This is a genomic window from Chryseobacterium sp. VD8 (genome assembly GCF_037149975.1).
Lineage (GTDB): Bacteria > Bacteroidota > Bacteroidia > Flavobacteriales > Weeksellaceae > Chryseobacterium > Chryseobacterium indicum.
In genome coordinates this window covers 1-7,857 of sequence record NZ_JBBCQL010000218.1, presented here as the reverse complement: position 1 = coordinate 7,857, position 7,857 = coordinate 1, and the positions used below count along the sequence as shown (strand labels likewise).

The 7,857-nt window shown below is 33.6% G+C and carries 4 protein-coding genes and 1 pseudogene; 1 reads left to right on the top strand and 4 read right to left on the bottom strand.

Annotated elements, in window-relative coordinates; genetic code table 11:
* Window positions 1-1,251, bottom strand: a 1,251-nt coding sequence (locus WFK35_RS18375; RefSeq protein WP_442892080.1) for an immunoglobulin domain-containing protein, incomplete at its 3' end; no start/stop codon positions are given.
* A 390-nt stretch (window positions 1,252-1,641) separates the two neighbouring features.
* Here WFK35_RS18375 and WFK35_RS18370 point away from each other — a divergent pair.
* On the top strand, window positions 1,642-3,354 hold the full coding sequence (locus WFK35_RS18370; protein ID WP_336733784.1) for a helix-turn-helix domain-containing protein: 1,713 nt from the start codon (window positions 1,642-1,644) through the stop codon (window positions 3,352-3,354).
* A 218-nt stretch (window positions 3,355-3,572) separates the two neighbouring features.
* Here the strand turns inward: WFK35_RS18370 and WFK35_RS18365 are convergent, their stop codons facing one another.
* The 3 genes and pseudogenes from WFK35_RS18365 to WFK35_RS18355 form a co-directional block, all read right to left on the bottom strand.
* Window positions 3,573-5,354, bottom strand: coding sequence for a cytochrome-c peroxidase (locus WFK35_RS18365; protein ID WP_336733783.1), 1,782 nt, complete (start codon window positions 5,352-5,354; stop codon window positions 3,573-3,575).
* 81 nt (window positions 5,355-5,435) lie between these two features.
* On the bottom strand, window positions 5,436-6,899 hold the full coding sequence (locus WFK35_RS18360; RefSeq protein ID WP_336733782.1) for an alkaline phosphatase PhoX: 1,464 nt from the start codon (window positions 6,897-6,899) through the stop codon (window positions 5,436-5,438).
* A 219-nt stretch (window positions 6,900-7,118) separates the two neighbouring features.
* Window positions 7,119-7,857: pseudogene (locus tag WFK35_RS18355) on the bottom strand (alpha-2-macroglobulin family protein); the annotation flags it as partial.

The window sequence follows — 7,857 nt, the reverse complement described above, 5'->3', positions numbered from 1 at the left end:
TCCTGTAACTCCTGAAGGCAAACCACTTACAACTACATTTGAAGCATTACTAAATGTATAAATAATTGGCAGAATTTGTGTATTTACATCTACTGTCTGTGTATTAGATCCAGATGATAATATTAAAGCCACAGGAGAGTTTACCACCACATCTATTTTTGCTCTTGCACTCTCACAGCCATTTGCTGTCTGACTGACATAGTAAGGAACAGTACCGGAGTTAGCAGTTGACGGCGTAGGTGCGGTCGCACTTGCTGTTCCTCCTGTAGATGCTGTATACCATAACAAGCCTGTTCCGGTTGCTGAAAGCGGAGAAGCCAACGCATTCTGACAATAACTAACAGGAGAATTTACTATCGGAGAATCAGGAGCAGCATTTACTATGACATCTATTTTTGCTCTTCCACTCTCACAACCATTTACTGTCTGGCTGACATAGTAAGAAACGGTACCGGAATTGGATGTTGACGGCGTAGGTGCGGTCGCACTTGCTGTCCCTCCGGTAGCTGTTGTATACCATAACAAGCCCGTTCCGGTAGCTGTAAGTGGAGACGCAGCGGCATTCTGACAATAGCTAACAGGAGAATTTACCTGTGGTGAAGGGTTTGTACAGGATTGTGGAGTATAACTTACTAATCCCTGAGCATTCAGGGCATTGGTTACATTTCCATTATTCGTATATATTTTTACTTTTATAACGTATGTTCCTGCAGAAAGTGGCTTATTTAAAACTTCGGGACTTCTGGAGTTAAGCCAGCCTTTAGCTCCATCACTCATCCATGTAGTCTGTGTGATTAATTCTTCTGTATTTGGCGAAACATCTGTTCTCACGAGGTATGTCCAGTTCCGCACAAAGCTTAATGACCTAAAGTTAAGTGTAGCATTAACCGCACCATCGGGTATTGTAAAACTCTTGCTATAATAATAGTAATAGCCATCTCCAACAGCAGCCCAACCATCTTTATCAGTAATCCATCTGCTTTGTAAAGCTCCGTTAGTTACCGTTAAAGCAGCAAAAGACCATCCTGTATAAGTGTGTCTTGTTTTAGTATTTACGGCAGATGTTTCTCCCGGTCTTAAAACAGACCAATCCGGATCGGTTACTGAAACTCCGTCGGTAACATCCGGTGGTGGTGCGTTCATCAGTGTACCGTCATCATTTTTTCCGGTACTTAAATCTATTGTTACGGTCTGGGATAGTAGAAATCCCTGCCATAACAATAATGATAACAGAAATAATTTAATTTTCATTTGTTATTTTTTAATTTGTACTACTCTTTTGAAGGATTTTCGTTTACTCCTGATGCAATATGTATTTCTAAATTTTCGGTGTTTATGCAGACAATGATCAATTTATCTGTTATTCATATTTAAAAGATTATTCTTTATACAAAACAGAATATTAATTCTGACTATGGTGAAATTTATATTCAAACTTATTTAAAGATTTGATTTTGTAAAATAAAATGTTCATCATATTTATAAATTTGGTATTCAATCCCATTAACAATACAATGATTAAAACACTGAAATACAACCAATTAAAATAAAATAATTTTGGATTTTCTTTTTTGTTGAAAAAACTTATACTTCTTTAAGGATTATTAATTTTTAAGTAAATTTGGATAGAAAAAAACACATATGCTCTTAAAAAAAATACTCGTTATATTTTTTTTTATTTCTGTAAAAATTTATTCTCAAAGCCTAACTGATCTAAAAGATTCTCATGAGATCGACAGTTTAATAAAAAAAGATCAATGGGATCTCGTACATCACAAACTGAGTAACGAAAACATCAACTTCAAAAGACTTTCAAAATATAATACAAAATATGATTTGCTGATTAGAATTGATTCAGCCTCTTCTTTATATGGAAAGGGGAAGTTTTCTGAGGCAGAAAAATCTGTATTCACTTTTTTGGATTTACTTCAGAAAAACAAGAATAAAATCGCTTTTTCTTATTATGAAGCATTAAAACACATTGCAGTAACAAGACTTTTTTATATTGAAAAAAGAAAAGGAAATATAGCACTGGGACTAAAATATCTTAACAATTTAACCATAGGAATGAGTCCAGTATATAAAAAGAAACAATTAATCTTTTTTGCTGTAGCGTATATAGAACTAAGAAATTATAAAAAGGGGATTGATCTTCTCAGTATACATTTAAATGATATTTATAATGATCGTGAGGACAGACTTTACACAAAGTTTCTGAAGGCAAAAGAAATTGCGGCGGCTTATAATACGAAAAGTGATGCTTTTATCAATTGGTACAAAGATACGGGAGCAATAAAATTTCTGGATTCCGCGGAACAAAACTATGAGAAAGCTTATCAGCTAATGAAAAATTCCCGGAATTTTTCAGCATATTCTAAAGCTCTTCACAGAAGCAGAAAAGCTCAAATCGCTTTACTCAAAAAAGAATATAATCTTTCGTTATCTCTTTTTAACGATTGCGAAAAAGATTCTGTTTTAATGAAGAAAAGTTTTTCTAAAGAAATAGTCTGGATTTCTAAAGCTGAAATATATACCAATCTTAAAAAAAGTGATTTAGCATTCAAATATCTTAGAAAATTAACCACTGATATTCAGGACTCCAAATGCTCATATGAAAACAAGCTTAAAGTCTATTATTTATTAAGTATCAATTATGAACGTAATGGTAATAATGAAATGGCATATAAGTATGCAAAACTGAGCTTATCGGAAATAAACAAAGAAAACGCTCAAAAAAATACCGGAAATTTTTTCATGGGGATTTATGAAAAAGAAGAGATCAAAAATATTTCCGAAGAAACACTCAAAAAGAATAATAACAATTTATTTATATTTTTTGCGTCATTAATCCTGATTTTTACTCTTTTTTATATAATATATTATCAAAAAAGGAAGAATAAAGATGAGATTATTAAAAATAAGAGTCTCTACAAAATCGGACTCAATACACAAAACGATGATTATCAAAAACCTCATACCCCTATAGAAAATGATACGGTTTCTAATATTCTCTTAAAACTTGACTCTTTAGAGCTTAAAAAAAAATTTTTATCCAACAGCTTCAAACTTGTCAACGTTGCTAAACAAATGAATACCAACACTACGTATTTATCACAAATAATAAACCAGTATAAGGGTGTATCATTTTCTGAATATGTAAACAATCTTCGAATAAATTATATTTTAACAGAATTGGAAAAAAATCCTGTAATCCGTAAATACAATATTGAAGTAATATCTAAAGAAATAGGATATAAAAGCTGTACTACTTTCATTAATGCTTTTAAAAAAAGGGTACACATGACCCCCTCTGAATATATTAAGAAACTGGATAAAAAAATCCTTAACAAATAAGGGGATATTTATAATTCCTCATCTTAAACCAAAAGATATCTTTATAGAATCTTGGAAAAGCTGAAACAAAAAAGCCTTGAAATTTATTTAATTTGAAGGCTTTTAATCTCATGCAGCACTTGAACCCTCGCGCCAGGAAGCACAGGATTTTAAATAAAATAGCCGATTTATTAAAATCTTAACAACCCATAAATTATTAATAATAAAGACGCATTACGCTATTTTTTCTCATCAGATAATGTTCTTAAAAAACTTATGATGTCCTGCTTTTCTTTTTCAGTTAATTTCAAATTTTCAAAAGGCAAAGTCTGATATTTCAGCTTCATTCCAATACCATTTCCGCCACCTAATCTGTAGAATTCTATTACTTCTTCCAATGTTTTATATACTCCGTTGTGCATATAAGGTGACGTTTTTTCAACATTTCTTACGGTTGGAGTTTTAAAAGAAAATTGGAGTTGTTCAATTTTATTTAATCTATATCTCCCTTCATCATCATCAATAGCCGCATTTTTCCATGCGATATTTTCCGGAACACCGATAACTTCAGATTCGGAGTTGTTAAACCAGGGGGGAACAGTTCCGTTATAAACAGGAATAAAATGACAGGTTGCACATTTGGCTTTACCGGCAAATAAATTAAATCCGTTTTCTTCGCTTTCCGTAAGTGCTGCTTTGCCTGAAAAATATCGATCTATTTTGGCACTAAAGGGCATTAAACTTCTCACATAAGAAGCAATAGCATTTCTAATTTCATAGGGCGTTATTTCTTTTTTATCGGGAAAGGCTTTTGTAAATAACTGAACTAAATTTTTGTTTGTTGTAATTTTATCTTTAATTTCTTTTGGGGAAAGATTAAACTCATCCGGGTTTTTCATGACACTTTCAATTTGGTTTTCCAAATCTTGCGAACGCATATCATAAAAAAATGATTTTTGAAATGATGAATATAGCAATGTTGGTGAATTCCGCCTGATGTTGTTGCTATGAATATTAACTACCGAAGTCTTTTTGCCGTCTGTAAAAGCATATTCCGCGTTGTGACAGGTTGCACAGCTCATTTTATTGTTTCGTGATAAATTCACATCATTAAACAATATTTTTCCCAATGCTGTTTTTTCTACAGTTGATTTTGATGCTGCATATGGGGAAAATGCATCAGGATTGAGTTTTTTTCCCTGCATTAAATCGGATAAATGGCCATAAAATACTTTATTGTCTTTGAAATGCGGAGTCTGTTCAATAATAGTTTTAAATTCACGTTCAAAAGCAACGCTCATCGGCATTAAATGATTTTTTATAAATTCCAGTCTGTTAAAAGTATTAAAATCGCTGTTCTTACTAATGTATTGTCCCGCTTTTTCAAAGGATTCAATTAAACGGGGATTTATTTCCTGTTTATTGGTTTCACAATACAAAGTATAAAACTCTTCTATTCCTTTAATGCCATCTTTGGCTTCATTCATAGAATTAAATGCTACGGGAGAATCAAAACCTGTGACTCCCAAGGTTGCAATTCTAATGATTTGATGTTGCATCAATTCGTAAAAATGATGATCCTGAATGGGTAAATCTTTAAAATTCTGATGAACAAATTTTAAATCTGTCTTTAAAATATTAATCTGCTTTTTTAGTTCGTTTCTGTTTGTGGGATCATTGAAAATTATTTCTTCTATTACCTGAAAACCCGCTGCATCGTTTACAATATTATCATCTGTTTTGATTTCTGGTAGAGCGGGACCGTTTATTCTTCTTGAAAGACCTTGAAAATAGTACTCTACAAAGGGTTCTATTTCTTTGTATTCTTTCCTTGCTTTTTTAAAGTTTAAAATGAGTTCTTTTTGACTTCTCGTGCCTTCCAATTCTGTTAAAGTATTACTTAGTGTATCTATCTTTTTTAAAACAGTTGTTCTTAATTTGTTCTCAAAAGTCTGGTGTCCTTTATCTGTACATGAAAAAACAGCAGCTAAAAATAGCAGTATAATTATTGTTCTAAGCATTGTTTTACTTTTGTTAGTATAAATAAAAAACTTTCGCTCAATTTAAATAAGCGAAAGTTTTTCTAAAAAATAAATGATATTTTATCTGGGTACATTTTTCAGGATAAGCGTTTGTCCTCCTGCTTTATAAGGCTGAACTGAAATCGCTTTACTAGGATTTAAAAATTTATCTCCTTCTACCCAAGAGTGTGCATGTATATTGATGGTAAACGTACCGGGAACTCCTACTACATCAGAAATATCAACCATGGCACCGTGTTCCCAAAGACCATATTTGGTATCACTTGCAGGATTATACTTAGTTCCTAACATATCCGCATCTCTGTGTCTCATATCCATGAATACTTTTTTGGTTCCTGTTGCAATGTTATACTGCCATATCAATGAATTATGCGTTGCTTCCGGCCAATAAGAGTCTCCATCTTCCTGAATATATACATAATTCTCTGTAACACACAGGTTATCCGGATTAATAATATCAGTCCCTTTTACGTTAGCTCCGGAAGGTGAAACATCCCCATCCGCAATAATTTTTAGCGTTCCTTTAAGTGGATCATTGGCATCCAGTTTTAACTGATAAACTCTTCCCATATATGTTTTCTCGGTAGAACCACTTACACCGGTAGCTGTGAAATAGATCTCTCTGTTGTTAGTAGCTGAACCTTTTCGGTAATCCAAATCTTCCACACGGGCAAACTGTATCGATTTAAGACTTGAATTTAGGTTTTCAATTTCAGTCCCTGTTAAGTTTTTGGCATTGGGTACCTCTACAAACTCTACCGGGTAATTGTTATTCCATGTCATTGAAGTTTCAATCTGGTTTAAATCTGTTCTTCTTAAAACATATAATTTACCATTATCCAAGTCTCCAACTGTGTTGGAAACATATAAATAAACCTGTCCGTTGGAAGCATCTTCGCCAACAATAACCACCGTTTTTCCGGGGTAAGCATTTTTCGTTAGAGGGACATAGTTCTCAGCACTCATTTTTCCCATAGCAGGCTTCGTTCTTGTATTGTTTGAAGGCATTGCGGCAGCTAAAGGATCAATAGCATGGCACATTGCATTCATATTAGACTCACCTGCTGTTAAAAACATTGGACCAAAACCATGAATTTCCGGAGTAGCCATGGAAGCAGAACAAAGTCTGAACCCACCACCATCAGAATTTACAATATATTCACCTTTGGTAATGTTTAGTTTTTTGTCTAAATACAATCTGGATACCGCCCACGTATTTTCGTGATTAGTCACCATTATGTAACCACTTCCATCTGGATTTTTAATGAAACCCTGACCATCAGGAGCTCCACCATAAACCATATTTCCGGAATTTGGAATAACATCTTCACTACTTACCAAAGTGTAAACCCCTACTCCTGAAAAATCAGAACCCATTTTAACAAAGGACGGAGTAACCGACCGGTTTTTGAATTCTATTGTTTCGTCGGGAGATGTTGTGTTATCATCATCTTTACAAGCAAAAAAAACAGAGGCTGCAACAGATGAAGCTAATAAAACCAATACTGTACTTTTTCTCATCATAATTTCAGTTTAATTATTTTTGACAAAAGTATTGCTCGGTTATAAATTGAATATTAAAGTAATATCAATATATTATTACTAATGCTCCGAAAAATTATTTCTTAATCAAGGATCTGTTTAAACAGGTTTTATAATAAATGTCTGAACTGTTAAAAATCTGAGCAGAACAAAAACACTTTTTAAAATATCTTTTTTACCGTTTTATCATTTGTAAACAAATCATTCCGAAATCATCACATTACTTCCTTTCGTATGCGCATTCATCTGTGGTGCGTAATAATTCTGGATCGTGGTAATTCCGTTTGAGAATCTTCCGGATGCATTGGCAACGTAATCGTATTCGAAAACATATTTCCCTTTCGGCATCTGTTCAATATAGAAATTCGTGGAAGCATCTTTGGTCGACTGATAATATCCCAAACCATTTTTCCACTGATACCCCGAAAGTACATCCAAAGGCTCAAATCCTGCTGCTCTCATGTCTTTGATGTGGATGAATTCCATCGGACGATCGGTATTTAAGATCATTCGTACCGTCACTTTATCGCCTACTTTTAACGGAGTTTCCGGAGTGATTTTCTGTAATTCTTCACCATTCACGGTTTTTATTTTTCTGTACAGTTCTTTGGTGATGGACAGATAATTCTCGGAAGATTTTATCTTATCCAGATCTTCGTAATACTGCCAGAACAAACCTCCCTGAACAATTCCTGCGCCAGGTTTTGTGACGGTAACCGTGGCTAAATTTTTATCCAAAATATCAGATTTTACCGTAGATTTTATATAACCCGTTGCCTGAGTTTGCGGCTGAAGCTCTTTTCCGCCCCAAATAATGGTTGCTTTATCACTTTCCGCATTCGTCCATGATTTTCCTGAATTTAAAATCGTAAAAATAACTTCCGAAGTTCCTCTTGAGCTTCCCCATGAATTCACTTCTTTCTGCGTAATCAGCCAGATT